Source organism: Streptomyces roseicoloratus (genome assembly GCF_004117935.1).
In the GTDB taxonomy this organism is placed as follows: Bacteria; Actinomycetota; Actinomycetes; order Streptomycetales; family Streptomycetaceae; genus Streptomyces; species Streptomyces roseicoloratus.
Genome location: NZ_SDOY01000025.1, coordinates 31561 through 54637 on the forward strand (window position 1 = coordinate 31561; position 23077 = coordinate 54637).

21 protein-coding genes and 2 pseudogenes are annotated in these 23077 nt (G+C 71.8%); 12 read left to right on the top strand and 11 right to left on the bottom strand.

Annotation, left to right across the window (positions count from 1 at the left end; all coding sequences use genetic code 11):
- The first annotated feature begins 1 nt into the window (after window position 1).
- From resB to ESG85_RS02180, 3 genes are all read left to right on the top strand, one after another.
- Window positions 2-1741, top strand: coding sequence for a cytochrome c biogenesis protein ResB (gene resB, locus ESG85_RS02170; protein ID WP_128976293.1), 1740 nt, complete (start codon window positions 2-4; stop codon window positions 1739-1741).
- Window positions 1738-2820 carry a c-type cytochrome biogenesis protein CcsB gene (gene ccsB / locus ESG85_RS02175; protein WP_128976294.1) on the top strand — a complete coding sequence of 361 codons (1083 nt, stop codon included), beginning with the start codon at window positions 1738-1740 and terminating at the stop codon, window positions 2818-2820. The genes resB and ccsB overlap by 4 nt, the downstream gene beginning before the upstream one ends.
- Window positions 2821-2924: 104 nt before the next feature.
- The gene (locus ESG85_RS02180) at window positions 2925-3434 is read left to right on the top strand and encodes an SRPBCC domain-containing protein (RefSeq protein WP_128976295.1); all 510 of its coding nucleotides are present in this window, start codon (window positions 2925-2927) and stop codon (window positions 3432-3434) included.
- A gap of 72 nt (window positions 3435-3506) precedes the next feature.
- Here ESG85_RS02180 and ESG85_RS02185 read toward each other — a convergent pair whose 3' ends face one another.
- The 5 genes from ESG85_RS02185 to ESG85_RS02205 form a co-directional block, all read right to left on the bottom strand.
- Entirely contained in the window at window positions 3507-5045 is a 1539-nt protein-coding gene (locus ESG85_RS02185; protein ID WP_128976296.1) for a type 1 periplasmic-binding domain-containing protein, read from the bottom strand.
- Window positions 5046-5048: 3 nt separating this feature from the next.
- Window positions 5049-7226 carry a hypothetical protein gene (locus ESG85_RS02190; RefSeq protein ID WP_128976297.1) on the bottom strand — a complete coding sequence of 726 codons (2178 nt, stop codon included), beginning with the start codon at window positions 7224-7226 and terminating at the stop codon, window positions 5049-5051.
- Between the two features lie 212 nt (window positions 7227-7438).
- Window positions 7439-8608 (bottom strand): RNA-guided endonuclease InsQ/TnpB family protein, encoded by a 1170-nt coding sequence (locus ESG85_RS02195; RefSeq protein ID WP_128976298.1) that lies wholly within the window; start codon window positions 8606-8608, stop codon window positions 7439-7441.
- 89 nt (window positions 8609-8697) lie between these two features.
- A complete protein-coding gene (locus ESG85_RS02200; RefSeq protein WP_128976299.1) occupies window positions 8698-9150 on the bottom strand; it encodes a nucleoside deaminase in 453 nt (150 codons plus the stop codon).
- 31 nt (window positions 9151-9181) lie between these two features.
- Window positions 9182-9802 (bottom strand): flavodoxin family protein, encoded by a 621-nt coding sequence (locus ESG85_RS02205; protein ID WP_128976300.1) that lies wholly within the window; start codon window positions 9800-9802, stop codon window positions 9182-9184.
- Between the two features lie 233 nt (window positions 9803-10035).
- Between ESG85_RS02205 and ESG85_RS02210 the strand changes: the two are divergent.
- Window positions 10036-10227: pseudogene (locus ESG85_RS02210) on the top strand (EamA family transporter); the annotation flags it as partial.
- On the opposite strand, the pseudogene ESG85_RS02215 reads toward ESG85_RS02210, so the two are convergent.
- Window positions 10221-10436 (bottom strand): annotated as a pseudogene (locus tag ESG85_RS02215) (LysR family transcriptional regulator); the annotation flags it as partial. The pseudogenes ESG85_RS02210 and ESG85_RS02215 sit on opposite strands and share 7 nt — an antisense overlap.
- Before the next feature lies 1 nt (window position 10437).
- Window positions 10438-10914, bottom strand: coding sequence for a PLD nuclease N-terminal domain-containing protein (locus ESG85_RS02220; RefSeq protein ID WP_128976301.1), 477 nt, complete (start codon window positions 10912-10914; stop codon window positions 10438-10440).
- A gap of 90 nt (window positions 10915-11004) precedes the next feature.
- On the opposite strand from ESG85_RS02220, the gene ESG85_RS02225 reads away from it, so the two are divergent.
- The 3 genes from ESG85_RS02225 to ESG85_RS02235 are packed head-to-tail and all read left to right on the top strand — an operon-like array spanning window position 11005 to window position 14069.
- On the top strand, window positions 11005-12462 hold the full coding sequence (locus tag ESG85_RS02225; RefSeq protein WP_128976302.1) for a menaquinone biosynthesis decarboxylase: 1458 nt from the start codon (window positions 11005-11007) through the stop codon (window positions 12460-12462).
- Window positions 12459-13361, top strand: a complete 903-nt coding sequence (mqnP, locus tag ESG85_RS02230) for a menaquinone biosynthesis prenyltransferase MqnP (protein WP_128976303.1) — start codon at window positions 12459-12461, stop codon at window positions 13359-13361. Before ESG85_RS02225 ends, mqnP begins: the two co-directional genes overlap by 4 nt.
- 21 nt (window positions 13362-13382) lie before the next feature.
- Window positions 13383-14069, top strand: coding sequence for a UbiX family flavin prenyltransferase (locus tag ESG85_RS02235; RefSeq protein WP_128976304.1), 687 nt, complete (start codon window positions 13383-13385; stop codon window positions 14067-14069).
- Between the two features lie 116 nt (window positions 14070-14185).
- Here ESG85_RS02235 and ESG85_RS36540 read toward each other — a convergent pair whose 3' ends face one another.
- On the bottom strand, window positions 14186-14311 hold the full coding sequence (locus ESG85_RS36540) for a hypothetical protein (protein WP_281287981.1): 126 nt from the start codon (window positions 14309-14311) through the stop codon (window positions 14186-14188).
- Window positions 14312-14437: 126 nt separating this feature from the next.
- Between ESG85_RS36540 and ESG85_RS02240 the strand changes: the two genes are divergently transcribed.
- Both ESG85_RS02240 and mqnE read left to right on the top strand, forming a co-directional pair.
- On the top strand, window positions 14438-14893 hold the full coding sequence (locus tag ESG85_RS02240) for an Lrp/AsnC family transcriptional regulator (RefSeq protein WP_128976305.1): 456 nt from the start codon (window positions 14438-14440) through the stop codon (window positions 14891-14893).
- A gap of 91 nt (window positions 14894-14984) precedes the next feature.
- Window positions 14985-16148, top strand: a complete 1164-nt coding sequence (gene mqnE, locus ESG85_RS02245) for an aminofutalosine synthase MqnE (protein WP_128976306.1) — start codon at window positions 14985-14987, stop codon at window positions 16146-16148.
- Window positions 16149-16184: 36 nt separating this feature from the next.
- On the opposite strand, the gene ESG85_RS02250 is transcribed toward mqnE, so the two are convergent.
- Window positions 16185-16721: a GNAT family N-acetyltransferase gene (locus tag ESG85_RS02250; RefSeq protein ID WP_128976307.1), complete on the bottom strand. Its 537-nt coding sequence runs from the start codon at window positions 16719-16721 to the stop codon at window positions 16185-16187.
- Between the two features lie 108 nt (window positions 16722-16829).
- On the opposite strand from ESG85_RS02250, the gene ESG85_RS02255 reads away from it, so the two are divergent.
- The 3 genes from ESG85_RS02255 to ESG85_RS02265 all read left to right on the top strand — a co-directional run bounded on the left by ESG85_RS02255 (window position 16830) and on the right by ESG85_RS02265 (window position 21004).
- Window positions 16830-17096, top strand: a complete 267-nt coding sequence (locus ESG85_RS02255; RefSeq protein ID WP_128976308.1) for a DUF4229 domain-containing protein — start codon at window positions 16830-16832, stop codon at window positions 17094-17096.
- Window positions 17097-17477: 381 nt separating this feature from the next.
- Window positions 17478-18818, top strand: coding sequence for a dicarboxylate/amino acid:cation symporter (locus tag ESG85_RS02260; protein WP_128976309.1), 1341 nt, complete (start codon window positions 17478-17480; stop codon window positions 18816-18818).
- Window positions 18819-19168: 350 nt separating this feature from the next.
- Window positions 19169-21004: an AMP-dependent synthetase/ligase gene (locus ESG85_RS02265; protein ID WP_128976323.1), complete on the top strand. Its 1836-nt coding sequence runs from the start codon at window positions 19169-19171 to the stop codon at window positions 21002-21004.
- Between the two features lie 160 nt (window positions 21005-21164).
- Here ESG85_RS02265 and ESG85_RS02270 read toward each other — a convergent pair whose 3' ends face one another.
- Together ESG85_RS02270 and ESG85_RS02275 are read right to left on the bottom strand one after the other, a co-directional pair.
- Window positions 21165-22415: an ATP-binding protein gene (locus tag ESG85_RS02270; RefSeq protein WP_374050303.1), complete on the bottom strand. Its 1251-nt coding sequence runs from the start codon at window positions 22413-22415 to the stop codon at window positions 21165-21167.
- Complete coding sequence (locus tag ESG85_RS02275) at window positions 22412-23074, bottom strand: response regulator transcription factor (protein ID WP_128976310.1); 663 nt, start codon at window positions 23072-23074, stop codon at window positions 22412-22414. The genes ESG85_RS02270 and ESG85_RS02275 overlap by 4 nt, the downstream gene beginning before the upstream one ends.
- Window positions 23075-23077: the final 3 nt, after the last annotated feature.

The window sequence follows — 23077 nt, forward strand, 5'->3', positions numbered from 1 at the left end:
CATGAGCAAGACCGAAACGGGCAAGACCGAGACGACCGGGCACCCGACGGAGCAGGACCACCTCGGCGAGGCCGGGGAGCAGCTGTCCACCGCTCCGGCCGAGGAGACGGCGCTCGGCGGCCCCGCCCTCGGCGTCATCGGCTGGATCCGCTGGTTCTGGCGGCAGCTGACCTCCATGCGGGTCGCGCTGATCCTCCTCTTCCTGCTGTCGCTCGGCGCCGTGCCCGGCTCGCTCATCCCGCAGACCAGCGCGGACGAGCTGAAGGTCGAGCAGTTCAAGAGGGCGCACGAGACCCTCACGCCGCTCTACGAGAAGCTCCAGCTCTTCGACGTCTACAGCTCGGTGTGGTTCTCCGCGATCTACATCCTGCTCTTCGTCTCGCTCATCGGCTGCATCGTGCCCCGCACCTGGCAGTTCGTCGGCCAGCTCCGCAGCCGCCCGCCGGGCGCCCCCAAGCGCCTCACCCGGCTCCCCGCGTACACCAGCTGGCGCACCGAGGCCGCTCCCGAGGACGTCAGGGCCGCCGCGCTCGCGACCCTCACGGGCCGCCGCTTCCGCGCCCACACCGCGGGCGACGCCGTCGCCGCCGAGAAGGGCTATCTGCGCGAGGCCGGCAACCTGCTCTTCCACGTCGCCCTGATCGTCATCCTCGTGGCCTTCGCCGTCGGCCAGCTCTTCAAGTCCGAGGGCGGCAAGCTCATCGTCGAGGGCGACGGCTTCTCCAACACGCTCACCCAGTACGACGACTTCAGGTCCGGCTCCCAGTTCTCCGTCGACGACCTGGCGCCGTTCAGCTTCCGGCTCGACAGCTTCACCGGCACGTACGAGAAGAACGGCCCGCAGCGCGGCACCCCGCGCACCTTCGAGGCGGCCGTCAGCTACTCCGAGGACGGCGGCCCGGACAAGAAGACGGTCATCCGGGTCAACGAGCCGCTGGAGGTCGGCGGCTCCAAGGTCTATCTGATCGCCCACGGCTACGCGCCCGTGATCACCGTCCGGGACGGCCGCGGCAAGGTCGTCACCAGCGGCCCCGTGCCGCTGCTGCCGATCGACAACAACATCACCTCGACCGGCGCGATCAAGGTGATGGACGGCTACCGCGACAAGAACGGCAAGAAGGAGCAGCTGGGCTTCCAGGCCTTCTTCGTGCCGACCTTCGCGGGCGCCGGCAAGGGGACGATGTTCTCCCAGTTCCCCGCGCTCGACTTCCCCGTCCTGGCGCTCACCGGCTACCACGGTGACCTGCGGGTCGACTCCGGCCTGCCGCAGAACGTGTACCAGCTCGACACCGCGAAGATGAAGCAGTTCGCGGTGGACGGAGGCACCGGCAAGGCCAACCGCCTCCTGCCCGGCGAGACCATGACGCTGCCCGACGGCGCCGGCTCGATCACCTTCGAGAAGGAGATCAAGGAGTGGGCGAGCTTCCAGGTCTCGCAGCAGCCGGGCAACGGCCTCGCCCTCGCCGGCGCGATCGCCGCCATCGCCGGACTCGCCGGCTCGCTGTTCATCCAGCGGCGCCGGGTCTGGGTCCGGGCCGTACGGGGCGAGGACGGCGTCACGGTCGTCGGGATGGCGGGCCTCGGCCGCAGCGAGTCCGCCCGCCTGCCCGAGGAGCTGGCCGAGCTCGCGCTCGCGCTCCACGCGAAGGCGCCCACCGCGCCGGAGCCCGATCCCGAGTCCGCATCCACAGAAGACCCTGCCGCGGAACCCGCCGCGAAGTCCGAAGGGGCTGAGAAGTGATCCTCGCCGCCGAGACCAACGAGAGCCTGGCGCAGATCAGCGATCTGCTCGTCTACTCGTCGATGGCCGTCTACACCCTGGCCTTCTTCGCCCACATCGCCGAGTGGGTGTTCGGCAGCCGCAGCAAGGTCGGCCGCACCGCCGCCGCCCTCACGCAGCGGTCAGCCCCGGCACCCGCCGTGACCGTCCAGGTCAAGGGCGCCGCCGGCGGCACCGCCGTGCTCGACAAGCCGAAGGTGATCACCCGGGCCGCGGTCGGCGCCCGCGACGTGCCCGACGGCCCCGGCGCGGCCGGCGGCACCGTCAAGGGCGACCTCTACGGGCGGATCGCGATCTCGCTGACCGCGCTCGCCTTCCTCATCGAGGCGTCCGGCGTGATCTCCCGCGCGCTCTCCGTGCAGCGGGCCCCGTGGGGCAACATGTACGAGTTCTCCACCACCTTCTCCACGGTGGCGGTCGGCGCGTACCTCGCCCTGCTCGTCGCGAAGAAGAACGTCCGCTGGATCGGCCTTCCGCTGGTCACCACGGTCCTGCTCGACCTGGGCATGGCCGTCACCTGGCTGAAGACGCCCAGCGACCAGCTGGTCCCGGCGCTCGACTCGTACTGGCTGTGGATCCACGTCTCCACCGCCATCTTCTGCGGCGCCGTCTTCTACCTGGGCGCCGTCGCCACCCTGCTGTACCTGTTCCGCGACTCGTACGAGAACAAGCTCGCGACCGGCGGCAACCCGGGCGCCTTCGCCCGCTCCGTCCTGGAGCGGCTGCCCGCCGCGGCCTCCCTCGACAAGTTCTCGTACCGGGTCAACGCGGCGATCTTCCCGCTGTGGACCTTCACGATCATCGCCGGCGCGATCTGGGCCGGCGACGCCTGGGGCCGCTACTGGGGCTGGGACGCCAAGGAGGTCTGGTCCTTCATCACGTGGGTCGGCTACGCCGCGTATCTGCACGCCCGCGCGACGGCCGGCTGGAAGGGCCGCAAGGCCGCGTACATCGCGCTCATCGCCTTCGCCTGCTTCCTCTTCAACTACTACGGCGTCAACATCTTCGTGAGCAGCAAGCACTCGTACGCGGGCGTCTGAGCCCGGCCCCGCCGCCGGCCCGGGCCGTTCCCGGGCCGGCCCTGGACCGGCCACGGGCCGGTTCCGGGATGGCACCCGCCCCGCCCCGGGGCCACGCTGGAGGTATGAGCGAGATACCCCGGGGCAGGAGCGAGACCCACGACGACCGGCATCACCTGCGGTTCGTGATCGAGCTGCCGCATCCGATGGTGACCGTCTGGGCGGCCGTCGCGACACCGGAGGGCCTGCCGCAGTGGCTCTGCGCGGCCGACCTCCTCGAACCCAGACTCGGCGGACGGGTCGCCCTGCGCTGGTTCACCAGCGACACCGTGCTGTCCGGGCAGGTGACCGCCTGGGACATGGAGAACGTCGCCGAGTACACCGTCGACCCCGGGCACCGGCGGATCCGCTTCCACCTGGAGCCCGCGACCGTCCTGCGCTTCACGTACGAGTTCCGCGGCACCCGCGAGGACAGGCTGGGCATGCTGGCCGCCTGGCACGAGCGCTTCGAGCGGCTCGCCCGGGCCCTGGACGGCCACCCCACCGACTGGCTCGACTGGACGGAGGACCGCCGCGACGAGCTGCGCGAGCTGTACGAGCGGGAGGACGCGCCCTGGCCGAAGTGGGTGCCGTAGGGCCGTGGGGACGCGAAGGCGGCGGTAGCGCCGTAGGGGGCCCGAAGGCGCGCTTCAGGCCCCTCGGCCGCGTCAGCCCCGCCGCGGCGGCAGGCAGCTCGCCGCCGGGGGTGCGCCCTCCGGCCAGGCGATGGCGACGAAGCGCTGCGAACCGTCCTCCGCGAGCTCCACGATCGGCACCGCCTTGTTGTACGGGTTGCCGAAGTTGTCCAGGCAGATCCAGCCGCTCGCGCCCTGCACCCGCAGCGAGCCCTTGACCTGCGGCCACTGGGTCGCGACGTCCGCGAGCTCCGGGTGGGCCGCGCCGTCCGGGGTGGCCTGGCGGATCGCGTGGACGGCCGTCGCCATCGCGTCGTACGCGACGATGGCCTGCCCGTCCGCGAGCGGGACCGGCTCCTTCGCGGCGCGGGCGATGTCCGTCAGGAACGTCTCGTACGCGACCGCCGAACCGCCCGTCGCCGGCACCGGTCGGCCGGGCGCGGGGCGCCAGGCGTCGGGGTGGGCGAGGGACGCGTAGCGGACGGTCAGCCTGGCCTTGAGGGCCTTGCGGTTCAGCTTGGCGTCGGCGCCCAGGTAGGAGCCCTCGTCGCCGGTGAGGATCGTGAAGGGGCGCTCGACGCAGCCGCGGGCGCCCAGCGCGTTGATGAACTGGCGCAGCTGGGTGTGCCGGCCGGCGAAGAACACGGTCTCCGCGCGGGTGTCGCAGATGAGGTGGGTGATCTGCTTGAACGTGTTCGCGGTGGTGCCCTCCTCGGTCGGGTCGGCGGGCGAGGTGAACAGCTGCGGTTCGTAGGGCGCGCCCTTGAGGGAGGCGGCGAAGGCCGACTTGAGGGTGTCGGTGTAGTGGTCGCCGGTGCGGGTGTCCTGGACGAGCAGGGCCTTGGCGGCGTTCACCCGGCCGAAGTGGGCCAGGGCCTTGGCCTCGTCGCCGTTGGTGGGCGAGACGCGGGCGAGGCCGGGGAAGCGGTTGTGACCGGGACCGGGTCCGTTGGCGATGTCGTCGGCGGTGATGGTGGTGCCGACGACGGCGATGCCCGCCTTGGTGAGTTCGGTGACGGCGAGCCGTACCTCCGTGGAGGAGGTGGCGACGCCGGTGACCGCGCGCAGCCGGTGCGGCGCCCCGGTCATGGCCGTGAGCCGGTCGACGGTGCTCTTCCAGTGGGCGTTGCCCTTGCCGGTGTTGGCGAGGACGAGGCGGATCCGGGGGGTCTCGCTGTTGGACTCGTGGTTGGCGCGGTACTGGCGGGCGTAGGCGCCCTGCAGTTCGTGCAGGACCTTGACGCGCATCCCGGGGTCGGACGAGGTGAGGGGCAGGAGGACGGCGACGGTGGCGTACTGGTCGGGCTTGAGCGCGGCGTTCTCGCGGCCGATCAGGCCGGCGACCTCGGCGAGTTCGGGGACGCGGAAGTCGAAGCCGTCGCCGTTGACGCCGACGCACTCGTCGGAGCCCTGCGGGCGCTCGACACCCGCCGCGCAGGAACGGTTCTCCGGAGTGGTCCAGGTCTTCACCGCCCAGCCCAGCGGCAGCCCGATCACGAGCAGCGCGAGCACGGCGGCGAAGAACTTCTGCCTCGGGGTGTAGAGATAGCGGTGGCGCAGCCGGTCGGTCATCGCTCAGACTCCGTCCTCGCGGCCGGGCGGCAGGGAGAGCCGCCGCCAGGCGTGGATGTCCCTCGGCCAGTGGGTGGCCGCGTCCCACAGCGGGCTGTTGCCCGTCAGATGGCGCCCGGACAGCTGCCGCAGCTCGTGCGCCAGCTTCTCGGTCACCTCGCCGTCGGGCAGGGCGAGCGGATCGGTCAGCAGCCACACGGCGTGCAGTAGGCGCCGTACGGACAGGTGGAGCGCGGTCTCCTCGGCGCCGAGTCCGTCGGGAAGCGCCGCGGGCGGGGCGGCGGGGGCGGTGTCGGGTCCGCCGAGCCCGTCCCACCCGCCCTGCCCGTCCCGCCCCGCGTCCGCGCCGCGGGCGCCCGGCGGCCGGTCCGGTGCCGGTCTCCCGAGCGCGACGGCCCGCCGCGGGTCCGGCCCGCCGGCTCCCGGCTCGCGCGGGTACGGCGCGGAGGCGATGAACCGCAGCCGGCCCAGCCAGCCGACCACGTCGGGATCGGGGAACGTGACCCGCAGATGGGTCACGGCCTCCTCGGTCCGCCCCAGCGCCAGCTCGTGGTGCAGCCGGTACGGCAGGTGCGCGGCGGGCGCGGCCTCCCGCCCGTAGTGCCGGTGCAGCGTCTCGTGCACCGCCCGCCACACCGCGTACCGCGGATGGTCGGCGTCCTCGAAGCGCAGCCGGTGCAGCAGCAGGGCGCGCAGCAGCGGGTCGGCGACGAAGTGCTCGGGGCCCTCGGGCCAGTCCTCGGCGCGTAAGGCGTCGCGGACGAGGAGGGCCATGTCGCCGTCGCGGGACTCGGTGTGCAGCCGGGTGCGGGCGAGCAGCCGCGCCGACTCCTCGTCGTGGGCGGCGGCGAGCACGGTGAACGGCTCGAGGCGCGGCTGCGGCAGCAGCGCGCCGAGCAGGGCGGGCGCGACGGGCACCGGGTGGGCGTCCTCGCGCAGTTCGACGGTCAGGTCGAGCAGGGCGCCGGGCGTGAGGTGGGGCCGGGCGGCGCGCGGCGCCTCCGCGGCGGCCTGCCCGAGCAGCGTGACGCCCAGTGGCCGGCCGCCGGTCAGCCGGTGGACGCCGCGGGCCAGGTCGGCGGGGGTGAGGCCGGACGGGTCGAGGCGGTCGAACGCCGCCTGGGTCTGGGCGGGGGAGAGCGGGACGAGGTCGACGGCGAGGATGCCGGAGGTGACGTCGCCGCCGCGCGGCGCGGGCGCCCGGTGCGCGGTCTCCGGCAGCCGCAGCCGGTGGGCGTGGCGCAGGCCCTCGTGCTCGCGCACCCGGGAGGCGGCGATCACCACGACCTTGTCGCGCAGTCCGTCGTGGCGGGCCCGCAGGACCGGTTCGACGAGCCGGCGGCCCAGTTCGCCGTGGGCGTTGTCGAGCAGGAGCAGCGGCCGGCCGCGCCGGGTGCCCAGCCGGGTGAGGCCGCGGTAGGCCTGGCACAGGTCCTCGACCAGCGCGCCGACGAGGAAGCCCTCGGCCTCGTGGCGGCGCCGGCCGCCCTGCGCGAAGTCGGCGGCGAGCTGCTGGAGCCCGGCCTTGCCGCGTCCGCCGGCGTTGCGGTAACTGCCGTACCAGCTCTCGGACTTCTGCTGGAACTTGCCGAAGACCTCCTCCAGGACCGTCTCCACGGTGGCCTCGGCGAGCAGCCCGGCGAGCGGTGCGGCGGCGTCGGCGAACCGGGCGGCCAGCTTGGTGAGGACCTTGGTGACCCAGTTGGCCGCCGCGCCCTTGGTGGCGTCGACGGTGGACAGCACCGGGCCGAGCCGCTGGAGGTCGCGCTGCGCCCGCTCGTCGTCGTCCCGCGTCCAGCCGGTGGAGGCGACCGCGACCAGACCGAGCGAGAGCCGCGGGAACTGCACCGGTCTCGCCCCGGTCACCCGCGGCGCCAGCTGGACGGCGAGCTCGGCGAGCGCGCCGGTCAGCTCGGTCCAGCCGGGCCCGTGGTCCGCGGGCGGCTCGATCCGGTCGCAGTCGAGCAGGGCGAGCGGGGTGGCGCCCTTGTAGGTGTTGCGCAGCTGCTTGAGCAGCGCGGTCTTGCCCATGCCGCGCCCGCCGGTGAACACGACCACGGGCGGGTCGTCACCGTGCTCGTACGGGACGCGGGCGAGCCCTTCGCCACCGAGCCCGATCAGCCGGGCGGCGAGTCCCGTGCGGTGGAGCACCGCCTCGCGGCCGTGAAGAACCCTGTCCACCCGCCACCCCCCGAATCCCACCAGACGTGCCCCATCACATCCTCAAGTCCAAATTATCGACGGGTAGTTGGCCATCTGTCAGGGTTTTCGACGGGCCGGGCGAGCGAGTTGCAGTTCGGCGGTACCAGTTGATGGTCAGCTGCGCGGAAAAGTATTCCCGGCTTGCTGCTCGGGGCGCCGATGGCTTCGGCGCATCCCGGCTGCGTCCAGCCTCACGCCATGAGTGTGAGGGCAGGGGCCGCTGACTCGGCCCCGCGGACCCACGTCCACCAGCCGCGTGCAGCCAGGTTGTGGGACGAGTTCAGGTCCGCGTGCTCAACGAAGCCGCAGGACCTGCAGGCGAACATGGCCTGGGAAGGCCGATTGCGCCGGTCGATGTGGTGGCACCGGGAGCACTCCTGGCTGGTGTAGGCCGGATCGACATGTACGACCGCCACGCCGGCGCGTCTCGCCTTGTAGGCGATGAACGTGCCAAGCTGGCGGAACGCCCAGGAGTGCAGAGTGACGCGTTGGGGCTTGCGTAGCCGTACCCGCTCGCGAATGCCCGTGAGGTCTTCCAGGGCGATTCCACGACCGGTGCGTTGAGCCTCCGTCACGATGTGCTTGCTGATCTTGTGATTGATGTCCCGACTCCGACGAGTCTCCTTGCCCGCGTGGCGCCTTGCTCGTCGCCTTGCCGACTTCGTGCCCTTCCGCTGGAGTTTCGCACGCAACTCGCGGTCCGCCGCTCGTCGGCGAGTGAGCTGACGTCCGGTGTGGCGGATGCCGGTGGACGTCGTTGCGATGTTCACGATCCCCAGATCAACCCCGATGAAGCCGGACGGTGCGGGCTTGGCCTCCGCCTCGGGGATCTCGCAGGTAGCGGCGAGAAACCACATGCCACCCCGCTCGAAGAGGTCCGACTCGCCCTTCCGGTACATGGCAAGCAGTGCCAGACGCTCAGGCTGGCCGGTGAAGCTGATGTTCTTCATCCGCCCGGTGGTCGTCCAGATCGACACCGTACGTTCGCCCATCTGCCAGGACAGACAGCGGTCGTCGAACGATTGCGCCGCAGCAGGCCGAAACGAAATCGGTTTGGCGGCGGGCTTGGCGTTCCCCTTCGAGCCGGCCCGGCACGGGCGCCTGGTCTGCTGACTCGCCCGCAGCGTGGTGTAGGCATCGGCCACCTTTCGCAGTACGTGGAGTGACGGTTGGGCCGACAGCCCCTGTGCCTTCAACTCGCCGTATGCCAATGCCTGCAGTGCCGCTCGCGTCGGCCGCGTGTGGGTGAAGGCCTGTTCCGACAGCCAGTTCGCAGCCTTGTTGCACGCGTGAAGTGTCGCCCGGAGCGCCGCCGCCTGCTCGGGTGTTGGTAACAGCTTGACCTGAATCACCAGCTTCACGCGATCCACGCTAAGCGCCCTTGCGAGCTGCAGAGTGAGAGAGCACGAGGGTTAACACAAATGCGCGAAGCGTAGGACATTTATGCGAATTAGCCTTCGCCGATGTCCTCGTTCCACAGGGTGGGCTGCTCCGCGATGAACCCCCGCATCAGGGCGACGCACTCGGGGTCGTCCAGGACCGGCACCTCCACCCCCTGCTCCGCCAGCCAGTCGTGCCCGCCGTGGAAGGTGCGGGCCTCGCCGACCACCACCCGGGAGATCCCGAACTGCCGGACCAGACCGGAGCAGTACCAGCACGGCGACAGGGTCGTCACCATCGTCGTCCCCCGGTACGAGCGCTGCCGCCCCGCCGCCCGGAACGCGGCCGTCTCCGCGTGCGCCGACGGATCCCCGTCCTGCACCCGCCGATTGTGCCCCCGCCCGAGCAGCACCCCGTCCGCCCCGTACAGCGCGGCCCCGATCGGCACCCCGCCCTCCGCGAGCCCGGCCCGCGCCTCGTCGAGCGCGGTGCTCAGCCACCGTCCGGCCTGTGCCTCGTCCATGCGGGGAGCCTTCCCCGCCCGGCTCCCCGCCTCACGCGACGGCGTCGGCCTCCTCCTCGTAGGGGAAGCGGGCCAGTGGGGTCTCGCCGCGGAAGAAGGTTCGGGCGCGGTTCATCGCCGTCTCGTCGGCGTGGATCCGGCCGGGGCGGGAGCCCGTGCCGGTCAGGACGCCGCCGAAGCGCATGCGCATGTAGGCCGCCGAATGGCTCAGGCCGGTGATCAGGCCGTCCGCGACGGCGTGGTCGGAGTCGGCCATGACCGTCACTCCCCACAGCGTGCGGCCCGCCATGTGTTCCTTGAAGTCGGAGCCGGGCGCGTTCAGCCAGCCCGACCAGTAGTCCAGGTAGCGCTTGGTCTGCGCGGAGAAGCTGTACCAGTACAGGGGCGAGACGATGACGATGTCCGTGGCCTCCCTCGTGGCCTGCCACAGCAGTTCCTCGGCCGCCGAGGGCCCGTGGTCCCCCGTGTCGTGCCGTCCGTCCTGGAAGTCCGGCAGGTCCAGCCGGTTCAGGTCCACCCAGCGTTGCGGGACGTCGGCGGGCAGGTGCGCGGCGGCGGCGCGGGCGAGTGTCTCGGAGTTGCCGTCCGCTCGGGAGCTGCCGAGGACGAAGAGGAACGAACGGGGGGAGCCGTTTCCGGCGTCGAGGGTCATGTGTCACTCCGGTGTCGTGGGACGACCCTTGCCAACTCCGCTTCCCGCTCGGCTATTCCGGTGGGCCGGGCAGGCTCGATCGGCGGCCCCGATGGGGCCATCGGCAGGACGCCCCACCGGCTCGTGGACCGGGTGAGGGGGGCGTTCGTAGCGTCGGGGGCATGAGAAACGAGAGCGGCGTCAGTCGGGCCGGGGCGGGGCAGGTCCGGGGGACGGTCGAGCTGACCCTGGCGATGGTGTTGTCCGGCACCCTCGGGATCTTCGTCGTCGAGTCCGGTGCCTCCCCGTTCACCGTCGTGTTCTTCCGGTGCCTCTTCGGCGCGGTCGCGCTCGGCGCGTACAGCCTGGCCCGGGGGTTCTTCACCGGGCACGGGTTCACGGTCCGGAAGTTCGGGCTCGTCCAGGCGCTCGGCGGCGCGATGATCTGCCGGGCGTACGGCAGGAGGCGTTCGCCGGCCTCGGTGAGGCGGATGCGGGAGCCTAGCCGTTCGAACAGCTCGGTGCCGAGGGAGGTCTCCAGGGCCCGGATCTGACTGGTGACGCTGGACTGCGCGTAGGCGAGTCCGGCGGCGGCCCGGGTGAAGGAGAGGACCGTGGCGACCTTCTCGAAGGTGACGAGGAGCCGCAGCTCCATGTCAGGCGTCCTTGCCGTCCACGTCCTCGCCGCGCTGGGTCCCGCCGCGCCGCTCGTCGCCCCGCAGCTCCTCGCCGCGCTGGGTCCCGTCACCCTGCTCGCGGCGCTTCAGTTCCTCCTCGCGGCGGCGCAGGTCGGCCTCCCAGTCCTTGAGGAGGGACTCGTCCTTCGCCCCCTTCTCCTCCGGCACGGCCTCCTCGCGGAGCGACTTCAGGAACTCGGGGTTGTCGTCGGGGGCCACCCACTCCGGGCGGTGGTTGCGGTGCCACGCGCTGGGCGTGGAGCCGCCCGCCGGGCCGCGGCGCAGCTTGCCGGCGGCGAACCACACGATCGGGCCGACGATCCAGAACAGCAGGATGATGATGACCCAGACGACCTTGGGCAGGTGCTTGACCTCGTCCTCGGGGGTGTTGAGGCAGTCGATGAGCGAGTAGATGACCAGCGCCAGCGGCAGGATGAACATCAGTGCCCTGAGCATGTGGGACAGCCCCCTGGAAGCGGTGACGGGACGCGATCGGGACGGCCCCGGTGACAGGTCAAGACTAGCCGGTGACCGATACTGGGCCCCATGGCTTACGACGATCTCCGCTCGCTGCTCCGGGCGCTGGAGCGCGAAGGCGACCTCAAGCGCATCAAGGCCGAAGTCGACCCGTACCTGGAGGTAGGGGAGATCGTCGACCGGGTGAACAAGGCGGGGGGCCCGGCGCTGCTCTTCGAGAACGTCAAGGGCTCCGCCATGCCGCTCGCGATGAACGTCTTCGGGACCGACCGCCGGCTCCTCAAGGCGCTCGGCCTGAAGTCGTACGAGGAGATCAGCGACAAGATCGGCGGGCTGCTCAGGCCGGAGCTGCCGCACGGCTTCGTCGGGGTCCGCGAGGCCTTCGGGAAGCTGGGCTCGATGGTCCACGTGCCGCCGAAGAAGGTGAAGTCGGAGAACGCCCCTGTGCAGGAGGTGGTCCTGACCGGCGACGACGTCGACCTGGACCGGCTGCCCGCGCTGTTCACCTGGCCGAAGGACGGCGGCTCCTTCTTCAACCTGGGCCTCACCCACACCAAGGACCCCGAGACCGGCATCCGCAACCTCGGGCTCTACCGCCTCCAGCGGCACGACAAGCGCACCATCGGCATGCACTGGCAGATCCACAAGGACAGCCGCAACCACTACGCGGTGGCGGCCCGGCGCGGTGAGCGGCTGCCGGTCGCGATCGCCTTCGGCTGCCCGCCGGCCGTGACGTACGCGTCGACGGCGCCGCTGCCGGGCGACATCGACGAGTACCTGTTCGCCGGGTTCGTGCAGGGCAAGCGGATCGAGATGGTCGACTGCAAGACCGTGCCGCTCCAGGTCCCGGCCAACGCCGAGGTGGTCCTGGAGGGCTGGCTCGAGCCGGGCGAGATGCTGCCGGAGGGGCCGTTCGGCGACCACACCGGCTTCTACACGCCGCAGGAGCCGTTCCCGGCCCTGAAGATCGACTGCGTGACGATGCGGAAGCGTCCGCTGCTGCAGTCGATCGTGGTCGGCCGGCCGCCGACCGAGGACGGCCCGCTGGGCCGCGCCACGGAGCGCTTCTTCCTGCCGCTCCTCAAGATCATCGTGCCGGACATCGTCGACTACCACCTGCCGGAGTCGGGCGGCTTCCACAACTGCGCGATCGTCTCGATCGACAAGAAGTACCCGAAGCACGCGCAGAAGGTGATGCACGCCATCTGGGGCGCGCACATGATGTCGCTGACCAAGCTGATCGTCGTGGTCGACAAGGACTGCGACGTCCACGACCTCCACGAGGTCTCCTGGCGCGCGCTGGGCAACACCGACTACGCCCGTGACCTCACGGTCGTCGAAGGCCCGGTCGACCATCTCGACCACGCCTCCTACCAGCAGTTCTGGGGCGGCAAGGCGGGCATCGACGCGACGCGGAAGCTGTCCGAGGAGGGCTACACCCGGGACGGCGGCTGGCCGGACATGGTCGAGTCGGACCCGGCGACGGCGGCCCTGGTGGACCGCCGCTGGAAGGAGTACGGCCTGTGACCACGGCCGCGGTGCCCGGCGCGCGGCCGGGCCGTACGAAGGCGTTCCTCCGGCTCGTGATGATCGAGCACTCGGTCTTCGCGCTGCCCTTCGCGTACATCGCCTCGCTCACCGCGATGTACCAGCTGGACCGGAAGATCCACTGGGTGACGCTGTTCCTGGTGACCGTGTGCATGGTGGGCCTGCGGACCTTCGCCATGGCCTGCAACCGGATCATCGACCGGGAGATCGACGCCCGTAACCCGCGCACCGCGAACCGGGAGCTGGTGACCGGCGCGGTGTCGGTGCGGTCGGCGTGGACCGGGGCGGGCGTCGCGGTCGTGGTCTTCCTGGGCGCGGCGGCCCTGCTGAACCCGCTGTGCCTGGCGCTCGCGCCGCTCGCCGTCGTCCCGATGGTGGTCTATCCGTACGGCAAGCGGTTCACGAACTTCCCGCACGCGATCCTCGGCCTCGCCCAGTCGATCGGCCCGGTCGGCGCCTGGCTGGCGGTGACCGGCGAGTGGTCCTGGGACGCGGTGATCCTGGGTCTGGCGGTCGGCATCTGGATCGGCGGCTTCGACCTGATCTTCGCCTGCCAGGACGTCCAGGCGGACCGCGCCGAGGGCGTCATGTCGGTCCCGGCCCGCTTCGGCATCCCGGCGGCGCTGTGGGGCGCGCGGGCCTCGGCGGTCGTGACCACCGGGCTGCTCGTCTGGTACGCGCTGGCCACGCAGGCGGGTGCGTTCTTCTGGGCGGGCCTGGTGATCGTGGTGGTGGCCTTCTGCTACGAGCACACGATCGTGCGCCCGCACGACCTGTCCCGTCTGAACCGCGCGTTCTTCACGGTCAACGGTTTCATCGGCATCGCCCTGTTCGTGTGCGCCCTGCTCGACCTGCTGGTGCGCGGGCTGACCCCCTAGTGGCCGGATAGGCTCGTCGGCGTGGAGCCGGTAGAGAAGCAGCAGCGTCGTCCCTGGGTGGTCGGGGTGTCCGGGGCGTCGGGTACGCCGTATGCCGCCGCCGTGCTGCGGGGGCTGCTCGACGCGGGGGAGAGCGTCGATCTCGTCGTGTCGCGGGCCTCGCGGCTGACGCTGCTCGACGAGACGGGCGCCGCCTTCCGGGACGCGCACTGGCGCGAGGACCTGGCGGCCTGGCTGGCGCGGGGCGCGGACGGGAAGCCGGACGCCTTCGACGTGTCGGACCGGCTGGCGGACGTGCGGTACTGGCCGGCCGGGGACCTGGCCGCGGGGCCGTCGTCCGGGTCGTACCCGGTGAAGGGGATGCTGGTGGTGCCGGCGTCGACGGCCGCGGTGGCGGGGATCGCGCTCGGGCTTTCGAAGGACCTGCTCCAGCGGGTGGCGAGCGTGACGCTCAAGGAGCGGCGGCCGCTGGTCGTCGCCGTGCGGGAGACCCCGCTGAACGGGCAGACGCTGAAGCACATGGTGGCGCTGGACGAGGCGGGCGCCGTGGTGCTGCCCGCCTCTCCGGCGTTCTACGCGGGGGCGACGCACATCCAGGATCTGGTGGACTTCGTCGCGGGGCGGGTGCTCGACGCGGCAGGGGTGCCGCACGAGCTGTACCGCCGGTGGAAGGGGGAGCTCGGTGGAGCCGCTTCCCGTTCCGACTAGGGCGTGTTTCGAAAGTGGCGTCGTCTGCCCGAAGGGCAGACGGGACTTTCGAAACACGCCCAAGGGCGTTTCCCGCTGGGCGCGGACCAGGGCGAAGGCCTGGTCCCGGGCCTGGGCTAGCGCTTCTTGGCGGGGCGCTTGGCGGCGGCGCGCTTCGAGGCGGACGGCTGGTGGGCACGCGAGCGGTTGGCCATCTCCTGCAGCTCGCGCATACGGGCGTAGGCCATCTCGATCGTGTACACGGTGAACACCACTCCTGAAGATCGTCTTTGATCTGAATGAACGATTCACAGGGCGTCGGACCCTGTGTACCTTTGATTCTATACCCAAACTCGCGGTATCGCTGGACAATGGAAGGCTTCGTACCTATGGACGCCGTGGACAGGCAGCTCATCCAGGCCCTGCGGGAGAACGGCCGAGCCTCGTACGCCGAGCTCGGACGGCTCGTCGGGCTCTCCGGCCCCTCCGTCACCGACCGCATCAACCGTCTGGAGGCGGCCGGGGTCATCACCGGTTACCGCGCCACCGTCGACGCCGCCTCGCTCGGCCTCGGCGTCACCGCACTCATCGGCATCTCCCTCTCCGACGCCGCCGACCACGAGGACGTGGCCCGCCGGCTGAAGGACCTGGCCGAGATCGAGGACTGCTGGTTCATCGCCGGCGACGACTCCTTCATGCTCAAGGTCCGCGCCAACGACGTCGACGGCCTGGAGAAGACCATCCGCCGGCTCTCCGGCACCAAGGGCGTCTCCCGCACCCGTACCACCATCGTGCTGTCCACGAAGTGGGAGAACCGGGTCGGCGACCTGCCGGAAGAGGCCTGACCGGCGGCGCCGACGGGGGCCGCTCCCGCGCGGAGGGCGGGGGAGTACGGTTGGGGAAGCCTGATTTCGGAAACATGGGAGGCGGCCGGAGATGGACGCTGGGCTCAAGCGGGAACTGGAACAGAAGGTTCTCGCCGGAGAGCGGCTGAGCCGTGAGGACGGCATCGCGCTGTACGAGTCCGACGACCTGGCCTGGCTCGGCGGCCTCGCCCACGAGGTGCGGACGCGGAAGAACGGCGACGTCGTCCACTTCAACGTCAACCGTCACCTCAACATGACGAACGTCTGCACCGCCTCCTGCGCCTACTGCTCCTTCCAGCGCAAGCCCGGCGAGAAGGACGCGTACACCATGCGCATCGAGGAGGCCGTGCGCCTCGCGAAGGCGATGGAGAGCGAGAACCTCACCGAGCTCCACATCGTCAACGGCCTCCACCCCAACCTGCCCTGGCGCTACTACCCGCGCTCGCTCTCCGAGCTGAAGAAGGCGCTGCCGGACGTCTCGCTCAAGGCCTTCACCGCCACCGAGATCCACCACTTCGAGACCATCTCGGGCCTCTCGGCCTCCGAGATCCTCGACGAGCTGATCGAGGCCGGTCTGGAGTCGCTGACCGGCGGCGGCGCCGAGATCTTCGACTGGGAGGTCCGGCAGCACATCGTGGACCACCGCACCCACTGGGAGGACTGGTCCCGGATCCACCGCCTCGCGCACGAGAAGGGCCTGAAGACCCCGAGCACGATGCTCTACGGGCACATCGAGGAGCCGCGCCACCGCGTGGACCACGTGCTCCGGCTGCGCGAGCTCCAGGACGAGACCGGCGGCTTCCAGGTCTTCATCCCGCTGCGCTACCAGCACGACTTCGTCGACATGCGGGACGGCAAGGTCCGCAACAGGCTCCAGGCGCGCACGACGATGGCGACGGGCGCCGAGGCGCTGAAGACCTTCGCCGTCTCCCGGCTGCTCTTCGACAACGTCCCGCACGTCAAGGTGTTCTGGGTGATGCACGGCCTCCACACCGCGCAGCTCGCCCTCCAGCACGGCGCGGACGACATGGACGGCTCGGTCGTCGAGTACAAGATCACGCACGACGCCGACAACTACGGCACCCCGAACAAGCTGACCCGGGAGGACCTCCTGGAGCTGATCCGGGACGCCGGCTTCCGCCCGGTCGAGCGCAACACGCGCTACGAGGTGATCCGCGAGTACCCGGGCCCGGACCCGCTGCGCCGCGAGTCGCCGCAGCCGATGCGGGTCTGACGCCCCGAGGGACGCGGAGGCCCCGCCCGCGCGGACTCACCGTCCCAGCGGCAGCAGCATGATGATGTCGTCGCGGTCGTCGCCCGGGGCCACCCGGATGGCGGCCGGGACGCGTCCGACCTCCTTGTAGCCGGCCCGCGCGTAGAACGCGTCGACGCCGGTGCCGCCGCGGCAGGTCAGCCGGATCGCCTCGACGTGCTCGAAGCCCTCGCCGGTACGGGCCGCCCGCTCGGCCGCGGCCATCAGGTCGAGCCCGTACCCCTTGCCCTGGTGCCGGGGGTGCACCATCACCGTGTACAGCCACACCCAGTGCGTCATCAGGGGGTGGCTGTTGTGCGTGAAGAAGGCGGTCGCGGCGACCGCGCCGTCCTCGTCGCGCCCGACGAGCAGCCGCGTGGTGCCCTCCGCCATCCCGACCAGGTGCCGCAGCAGCGCGGGCCGGATCTCCTCCGGCGTCACGGGCGGGACGAATCCGACGGCGCCGCCCGCGTTGGACACGTCGGCCCAGAGGGCGAGCACGCCGTCGCGGAGCTCGCGGTCGACGGCGGGATCCAGGGTGAACGTAAGGGTCATAGGTGGAGGGTATCTATTACTTCCCTTGCGGTTCAAGGGTCGGCGGCGGACCCCGGCAGGGGCCGTGCTTCACTGGAGGGACGCTTGTCCTGTATGGGAGGGACTCACATGCTTCGCTACAGCCTGCTGCGCCTCGGCATCTTCGCCGGCAGCTTCCTCGCGCTCTGGGGCCTGGTCTACGCCGGCGTGCTGCCGCGCGGCCTCGGCGACTCCAACCTGCTGTGGGTCCTCCTGCTCTCCGTCGTCGTCTCCGCGCCGCTGAGCTTCGTGCTGCTGCGCAAGCAGCGCGACGAGATGAGCGTGCAGATCGTGAACAAGGTCGACCGCGCCAAGGGTCGCCTGGAGGCGAACCGCTCGGCAGAGGACCTCGCCTGAGCGCCGTAAAGGCTGCGTAAGGTACCTCACACCAGGACGCGACCGGACGTAACGGAACACCCCGGGTGGAGCTTCGAAGGCTCTCCACCTGGGGTGTTCTGCGTTTCCCAGGGACTCGCCGTGCTCGACCACCCCAAAGAAGGGCTTTGAGGTTCTCAAAGTTCAAGTGTTAACGTGACCGGCATGACGACCGCAGTGCACCTCCCCGATGCCGTGAGCACCCCGCTCGTGGCGCGCCTGCACGTCGATCTGTGCCGCTGCCTGTCCGCGGTCTGTTGCCGCGCGCTCTGACCCGGCATCATGCAGCGGTCCGCGCGTTGAGAGCGTGTGTACCGCACCCCCCGTCCCGTATTTCCCGATACGCACCAGTGGAGTGTGCCCGTGTCCGCGTCCTCGTCCGCGTCCGCGCCCGTGGCGAAGTCCCGCATACCCAAGATCCCGTTCTGGGCCCAGATCGTCGCCGGTCTCGTCCTCGGCGTGCTGCTCGGCTGGATCGCCCGCAGCCAGGACGTCAGCTGGCTGAAGGAGACCCTGAGCCAGGTCGGCGGCATCTTCGTCCAGCTGCTCAAGCTGGCGGTCGCCCCGCTCGTCTTCTTCGCGATCCTGGTGTCCATCACCAACCTGCGCAAGGTCAACAACGCGGCCCGCCTCGCCGCGCAGACCCTCGTCTGGTTCATGATCACCTCGCTGATCGCGGTCGGCATCGGCCTCGCCATCGGCCTGCTCACCAACCCGGGCGCCGGCACCGGCCTCACGCCGAAGGACGGCAAGCTCCCCGAGCACAAGGGCAGCTGGATCGACTTCCTCACGGGCATCGTCCCGACGGACGTCATCACGCCCTTCACCGAGCTGAACGTCCTCCAGATCGTCTTCATGGCCGCCGTCGCCGGCATCGCCGCGCTCAAGCTCGGCGAGAAGGCCCAGCCGATCCTCACCCTCTCCGAGTCCGTCCTCGAGCTGCTGCAGAAGGCCCTGTGGTGGGTCATCCGGCTCGCCCCGATCGGCACCGCCGGCCTCATCGGCCGCGCCATCGTGAACTACGGCTGGGACCTGATCGGCAAGTACGCCACCTTCACCGCCGACGTCTACATCGGCTGCGCCCTGGTCCTCTTCGGCGTCTACCCGCTGCTCCTCGCGACCGTCGCCAAGCTCAACCCGCTGCAGTTCTTCAAGGGCGCCTGGCCCGCCATCCAGCTGGCCTTCGTCTCCCGCTCCTCGGTCGGCACCATGCCGGTCACCCAGCGGGTCACCGAGCGCCTCGGCGTCCCGAAGGAGTACGCCTCCTTCTCCGTGCCGTTCGGCGCCACGACCAAGATGGACGGCTGCGCCGCGATCTACCCGGCGCTCGCCGCGATCTTCATCGCGCAGATCTTCGACGTGCAGCTGGGCGTCAAGGAGTACCTGCTCATCGCCTTCGTCTCGGTCATCGGCTCGGCGGCCACCGCCGGCCTCACCGGCGCGACGGTCATGCTGACGCTGACCCTGTCCACCCTGGGCCTCCCGCTGGAGGGCGTCGGCCTGCTCATGGCGATCGACCCGATCCTCGACATGATGCGCACCGCCACCAACGTGGCCGGTCAGGCCCTGGTCCCGGTCCTCGTCTCCGCCCGCGAGAAGATCCTGGACGTCGCCGCCTACGAGTCCGCCTCGGCCTCCCCGGTCGACGAGCCGACGGACGCCCGCGAGGCCGAGCAGAAGGTCGCGGTCCCGGCCGCCGCCTGATCCGCCCGACACCAAGCGACCCACCGCGACCCACCGCGACGCGCCCCGGACCGCCCCTGCGCCCCTGGTCCGGGGCGCCCGCGCGTGCGGGGCGCGGGTGCGGGCGGGAAGGGCGCGGTGCGTGCGGGGCGGGCGCGCGCGGAAGGGCGCGGGGCGTGCGGCGCGGGTGCGCGCGGAAGGGCGCGGGGTGGCGGGAGCGTGCCCGGCGGGTGCCTCGCGAGGACCGCTCCTGTCCAAATGGCGTACGGCGCCCTACATTTACTCGGAAGTAAGGTTACTGGCCGGTTCTCGACGCCGAGGAGCCGCACGTGCCCGTCCCCGAGTCCACGCCCGAGTCGGGCCGCCTCGCCATGGTCCGCGTCGACGGGACCGTACGCGAGGTGTCCGCGCCCGCCCTCGTGCCGCCCCCACGGCGCGGATCGCTCGCCGACCTGCCGTACGAGACCGCGCGCGACGAACCCGGCGCCGCGCTCTTCGCGCGCAAGCGGCCGGACGGCGGCTGGGACGACGTCACCGCCGCCGCGTTCGCCGCCGACGTGCACGCCGTCGCCAAGGGCCTCATCGCCCAGGGCCTGCGGCCCGGGGACCGGCTCGCCCTCATGGCCCGCACCCGGTACGAGTGGACCCTGCTCGACTTCGCCGCCTGGGCCGCCGGGCTGATCACCGTGCCGCTCTACCCGACCGCCTCCGCCTACCAGGTCCGCTGGATCCTCCAGGACTCCGGCGCCGCCGCCTGCGTCGTCGAGGACGCCTCCCAGGCCCGGCTCGTCTCCGGCGAGCGCCGCCGACTGCCCTCGCTCGGCCACCTGTGGGTCCTCGACACCGGCGCCGTCGACCAGCTGCGCCGGTCCGGCGCGCGGGTCGGCGACGAGGCCGTCACCTCCCGCCGCGGACTGCTCACCCCGCAGACCCTCGCCACCCTCATCTACACCTCCGGCACCACCGGCCGCCCCAAGGGCTGCGCCCTCACCCACGCCAACTTCTTCGCCGAGGTCGACAACGCCGTCGCCCTCCTCCACCCCGTCTTCCGCTCCCTCAGCAAGGAACCCGCCTCCACCCTCCTCTTCCTGCCGCTCTCCCATGTCTTCGGACGCATGGTCGCCATCGGCTGCGTCCGCGCCCGGGTCCGCGTCGGCCACGCGCCGTCCGCCGAGGGCGACGAGCTCCTCGCCGACCTGGCCTCCTTCCGGCCGACCTTCCTGCTCGCCATCCCGTACGTCCTGGAGAAGGTCTTCCACACCGCCCGCGCCGGCGCCGAACGCCTGGGCCGGGCGGCCTCGTTCGACCGCGCCGCCCGGGTCGCCGAGCGCTACGGGCAGCAGTCCGCCGCCGCCGGCACCCGTCCGTCCCTCGGGCTGCGCGCCGCCCACGCCCTCTACGAACCGCTCGTCTACAAGCGGATCCGCGCCGCCCTCGGCGGCCGCGTCCGGCACGTCATCAGCGGCGGCTCACCGCTCGGCGCCCGGCTCGCCGAGTTCTTCTCCGGCGCCGGCATCGACGTCTACGAGGGCTACGGCCTCACGGAGACCACGGCCGCCGCCACCGTCACCCCGCTGCGCGGCCCGCGCCCCGGGACGGTCGGCCGCCCGCTGCCCGGGACAGCGGTCAGGATCGCCCGCGACGGCGAGGTCTGGCTCAAGGGCGGCCACGTCTTCGCCGGCTACTGGGACTCCCAGCGCGGCGTCGCCCTGCCGTACACGGACGAGGGCTGGTTCCCCACCGGTGACCTCGGCAGCCTCGACGACGAGGGCCATCTGCGGATCACCGGCCGCAAGAAGGACATGATCGTCACCTCCGCCGGCAAGAACGTCGCCCCGGCCCCGCTGGAGGAGTGGCTGCGCGCCCATCCGCTGGTCGCCCAGTGCATGGTGATCGGCGACGGCCGCCCGTACGTCACGGCGCTCGTCACCCTGGACCACGAGGGCCTGATGCACTGGCGGCGGATGCGCCACAAGGACCACCTCGCGCTGTGGGAGCTCACCAGGGACGAGGAGCTGCTCGCCGTCGTCCAGCGGGCCGTCGACGACGCCAACCGCCTGGTGTCGCGGGCCGAGTCGATCCGCGCCTTCCGCGTCGTGACCACCGAGTGGACCGAGAGCAGCGGCCACCTGACGCCCTCCCTGAAGCTCAAACGGCGCGCGGTGCTGCGGGACTTCGCCCGGGAGATCGACGGGATGTACGGCTAGAGGACACGCGGCCGGACGACACGCGGCCGGACGACACGCGGCCGGACGACACGCGACCGGACGACACGCGACCGGGAGACACGCGACCGCGAGACGCCCGCGGGCGGACGCCCGGCCCGGAGACGCACGCGGCCGGACGCCGGACCGGAGGAGCGTGCGGCTAGAACCGGACGGTCACCGTCAGGCCGCCGCCCTCCTCGTTCGCCGTGGCCGCCGCCGTCGCCCCGTGCGCGCGGGCGACCGCGTCGACGATCGACAGACCGAGCCCCGCGCCCTCGCCGGGCCCGTGGGTGCGCTCGTTCACCCGCCGGAACGGCTCGAACAGCAGCGGGACCGTGTCCGGTGGCACCGCCGGGCCCGTGTTGGACACCGCGATGCCGTCCGGGCCGGTGCGGATCTCCACCCGGCCGCCGGGGACGTTGTGCCGTACGCCGTTCGCGACCAGGTTGTGCAGCAGCCGCTCCAGGAGCACCGGGTCCCCGTCGACGGCCAGCGGACCGGCCCGGACGGCGAGGCTCACCCCGCGTCCGTCCGCCTCGTCCGCGAGGGCGGCCGCCGCCGCGCGGGCGAGCTCGTCGACCGCCACCCGGCGGCGCTCCCGGATGCCCTGGCCGGAGGCGGCGAGCAGCAGCAGGCCCTCGATGATCCGGTCGCTGCCGTCGGCGACCTCGATCAGCTTCGACCGGATCCGCGCCACCCGCTCGGGCGACGGGTCACCGGCCAGCCCGATCTCGGCCGCCGCGCGCTGCACGGCCACCGGTGTGCGCAGCTCGTGCGCGGCGTTGGCGGCGAACCGCTGCTGGGCGGAGACCAGTTGCTCCATCCGCCCGAGCATGGCGTCGAAGGTGTCGGCGAGCCGCTTGAGCTCGCCGGGCGGCGCGTCCAGCGCGATCCGCCCCCACGGGCCCTGGCCGGGCGGGGCCTTCAGCAGGTCCTCGCCGGACAGCCGGCGCGCGGTGTCGGTGATGACGGCGATCGGCCGGAGCACCCGGCCGGCCGCCCACCAGGCGAGCGCGACCGACAGGACCGCGTAGCAGGCGAGGACGATCACCGAGACGGTGAGCAGCCGGTCGAGGGCGGCGGACTCGGCGGCGTCGCTGACGGTCCGGGTGATCGCGATGGCGACCGGGAGCCGGCCCACGCCGGGTCCGGTGCTGGGCGCCGGGGTCACCAGCGAGGCGCTGGGAAGAGGCGTGGGGAGACCGGTGGGCAGGGCGGTGGAGGCGCCGTCCGGCAGGTCCTCCAGGCGCCGGGCCGGTACGGCGGTGGTGACGGCCGTGCTGATCGACGCGTACAGGCCCTCCCGGACCAGCCAGTACACGACGCCGGTCAGCACCGCGCCGGCGAGCACCAGCAGTCCCGTGTACAGGGCGGTCAGCCGGGCCCGTTCGCTCCTCACCACGCGGTTCACGAGGCACCGATCCGGTAGCCCGCGCCCGGCACCGTCTCCACCACCGGCGGCTCGCCCAGCTTGGCCCGCAGTTTGCTCAAGGTGACCCGTACCGCGTTGGTGCGGTAGCTGGTGTGCTCCTCCCAGACCTGCTCGATCAGGTCCTCGCCGCTCACCACCGCGCCCTCCGCCCGCAGCAGCGCCTCCAGGACCCCGAACTCCTTGCGCGACAGGTGCAGGTGCCGTCCGTCGCGGCTGGCCTGGCGGCGGGCGGTGTCCAGGACGATCCCGCGCCGTTCGAGGACGGGCGGCAGCGCGGGCCTGGCGCGCCGGCCGAGGGCGAGCACCCGGGCGAGCAGCTCGTCGTACGCGAAGGGCTTGGTCAGGTAGTCGTCGGCGCCCAGGCCGAGGCCCTCGACCCGGTCCCGTACGCTTCCGGCCGCCGTCAGCATCAGGATCCGGGTCAGCAGCCGCTGTCCGACCACGTGGCGGCACACCTCGTCGCCGTGCGTCCCGGGCAGGTCACGGTCCAGGACGAGGACGTCGTACTCCCCGAACCGGAGCTTGTGCAGCGCTTCGAGGCCGTCGGCCGCGACGTCCACGGCGAGCGCGTCGCGGCGCAGCCCCTCGGCGATCATCTCGGCGAGGAACGCCTCGTCCTCCACCAGCAGTACGCGCATGGC

Excerpts from the sequence above, each read along its gene's own strand:
- ESG85_RS02225 (WP_128976302.1), top strand. The coding sequence starts at position 11,005 with ATGGCTTACGACGATCTCCGCTCGCTGCTCCGGGCGCTGGAGCGCGAA.
- ESG85_RS02255 (WP_128976308.1), top strand. The coding sequence starts at position 16,830 with ATGCTTCGCTACAGCCTGCTGCGCCTCGGCATCTTCGCCGGCAGCTTC.
- ESG85_RS02185 (WP_128976296.1), bottom strand. The coding sequence starts at position 5,045 with ATGACCGACCGGCTGCGCCACCGCTATCTCTACACCCCGAGGCAGAAG.
- ESG85_RS02200 (WP_128976299.1), bottom strand. The coding sequence starts at position 9,150 with ATGGACGAGGCACAGGCCGGACGGTGGCTGAGCACCGCGCTCGACGAG.
- ESG85_RS02265 (WP_128976323.1), top strand. The coding sequence starts at position 19,169 with ATGGTCCGCGTCGACGGGACCGTACGCGAGGTGTCCGCGCCCGCCCTC.
- ESG85_RS02220 (WP_128976301.1), bottom strand. The coding sequence starts at position 10,914 with ATGCTCAGGGCACTGATGTTCATCCTGCCGCTGGCGCTGGTCATCTAC.
- ESG85_RS02250 (WP_128976307.1), bottom strand. The coding sequence starts at position 16,721 with ATGACCCTTACGTTCACCCTGGATCCCGCCGTCGACCGCGAGCTCCGC.
- ESG85_RS02275 (WP_128976310.1), bottom strand. The coding sequence starts at position 23,074 with ATGCGCGTACTGCTGGTGGAGGACGAGGCGTTCCTCGCCGAGATGATC.
- ESG85_RS02180 (WP_128976295.1), top strand. The coding sequence starts at position 2,925 with ATGAGCGAGATACCCCGGGGCAGGAGCGAGACCCACGACGACCGGCAT.
- mqnE (WP_128976306.1), top strand. The coding sequence starts at position 14,985 with ATGGACGCTGGGCTCAAGCGGGAACTGGAACAGAAGGTTCTCGCCGGA.
- ESG85_RS02205 (WP_128976300.1), bottom strand. The coding sequence starts at position 9,802 with ATGACCCTCGACGCCGGAAACGGCTCCCCCCGTTCGTTCCTCTTCGTC.
- ESG85_RS02240 (WP_128976305.1), top strand. The coding sequence starts at position 14,438 with ATGGACGCCGTGGACAGGCAGCTCATCCAGGCCCTGCGGGAGAACGGC.
- resB (WP_128976293.1), top strand. The coding sequence starts at position 2 with ATGAGCAAGACCGAAACGGGCAAGACCGAGACGACCGGGCACCCGACG.